This window comes from Sphingobium sp., from assembly GCF_003248505.1.
GTDB lineage: Bacteria > Pseudomonadota > Alphaproteobacteria > Sphingomonadales > Sphingomonadaceae > Sphingobium.
In genome coordinates, this window is the sequence record NZ_QFOA01000167.1 from 1 (window position 1) to 1,688 (window position 1,688).

Consider the following 1,688-nt stretch of genomic DNA (forward strand, 5'->3'; position numbering starts at 1 on the left):
ACCGCCTTGTCGTCCGCGATGCCCGATCCCGGCGCGGACGCGAGTGTGACTCCGCCGTTTCGGTAGACGTTGAATATCCCGGGAATACCCAGAAGGCTGTCCGGGCGAAACACGAGCGGATCAATATATTCGTCGTCGATTCGACGATAGATGACATCGACCGCCTTCGGCCCGAGCGTCGTCTTCATCCATACGCGGTCGTTATCGACGAAAAGATCCGCTGGCTCCACGAGTTCGACGCCCATGAGGTCGGCAAGGAAGCTGTGTTCATAATAGGCGCTGTTGAGCGAGCCGGGCGTCAGCACGACCACCACCGGATCGCCCTTGCACGCCGGGGGCGCGACTTCCTTCAGGCTCTTGAGCAATTCGGCGGGATAATCGTCGACAGGTGCGACGAGCCCCTGCTCGAACAGTTCGGGGAACATCCGCGTCATGATCTCGCGGTTTTCGAGCATATAGGATACGCCCGATGGCGTACGGCAATTATCCTCCAGCACCTCGAAGCTGCCGGGGCCGGTCCTAACGATATCGATGCCGACGATATGGCTGTACACTTTGCCGGGCGGCGTGAAGTCGGCCATCTCGGCGCAATAGGCGCTGTTTCGATATATGATGTCCGCAGGCATGATGCCCGCCTTCACGATTTCGCCGCGATGATAGACGTCGTGGAGAAACGCGTTGAGCGCGCGCGCGCGCTGGCGAATGCCGCGATCGAGAACCCTCCATTCCTGAGCGGTGAAGATGCGCGGCAGCAGGTCGAAGGGGATCAGCCGTTCCGGATCCCCGCCCTCGCCATAGACCGCGAAGGTAATTCCGATGCGGCGAAAAATCGCCTCGGCCTCATCTAGGCGGCGATTGAGACCGGCTATACCCGTTCGCTCCACCCATTGCTGAACCTCGCCGTAACAGGGGCGTATCGAACCGTCCGGCTCAAACATTTCGTGGAAGGGCAAGTGGTCAATCCTCCCTCGGCCCAACAGGCCGGTTGTGCATCGCAACATTAGGGCGCGGCGCTCGACGGAATGCAATAGGAAATCTGCACGTCGCCAGCCGGGCGGTCGCTTCAACGATCAAATCGACGGAAAGCCTCCATGTCGCGGCATTTTGTTCGGTTGGCAGCAGCAAGGGCGTAGCAAGGGATTTTTGCAAAAGCCCCGTTGACCCACCGCTCCGCCCTGCGTATAGCGCCGCCTCACCGCAGGGCCTTGCGCCTTGCCAGCCCATGGGGCGGAGTAGCTCAGCCGGTTAGAGCAGCGGAATCATAATCCGCGTGTCGGGGGTTCGAGTCCCTCCTCCGCTACCAATCTCCTGTTTGCCGACACCCGCGAACGGTTGAAAAAATCCCTGATTTCCGGTAGTTTGAGGGCATTCGCTGATCGTCGGCGACCGCCTCTGATTGCCCATAATTGCAGTCGATGGGGCCGAATCTGGGGGCCTCGCGAAGCCCCCGCAGAACGGAGGCCCCCATCGTGCTGACAGACACCGCAGTTCGTAACGCCAAACCCAAAGCGAAGGCCTATAAAGTCTCGGATTCACTGGGGCTATATCTGCTGGTCAATCCAAAGGGCAGCAAGCTGTGGCGGCTGAAATACCTTATGAATGGCGTAGAGCGAAAACTGGCGATAGGGCCATACCCGCAATTCACGCTGGCCGAAGCGCGCGCGGCTCGCGACGCCGCCCGCAAGCAG

General features: G+C 60.3%; 2 protein-coding genes and 1 tRNA gene. 2 read left to right on the top strand and 1 reads right to left on the bottom strand.

Annotated elements, in window-relative coordinates; all coding sequences use genetic code 11:
* Positions 1 to 953: circularly permuted type 2 ATP-grasp protein (locus DI606_RS20115; RefSeq protein WP_293985787.1), on the bottom strand; the 953-nt coding region annotated here is incomplete at its 3' end.
* A gap of 273 nt (positions 954 to 1,226) precedes the next feature.
* Here DI606_RS20115 and DI606_RS20120 point away from each other — a divergent pair.
* Positions 1,227 to 1,303, top strand: a tRNA-Met gene (locus DI606_RS20120).
* Positions 1,304 to 1,469: 166 nt separating this feature from the next.
* A partial coding sequence (locus DI606_RS20125) for an Arm DNA-binding domain-containing protein (protein WP_367119510.1) occupies positions 1,470 to 1,688 on the top strand: 219 nt, incomplete at its 3' end.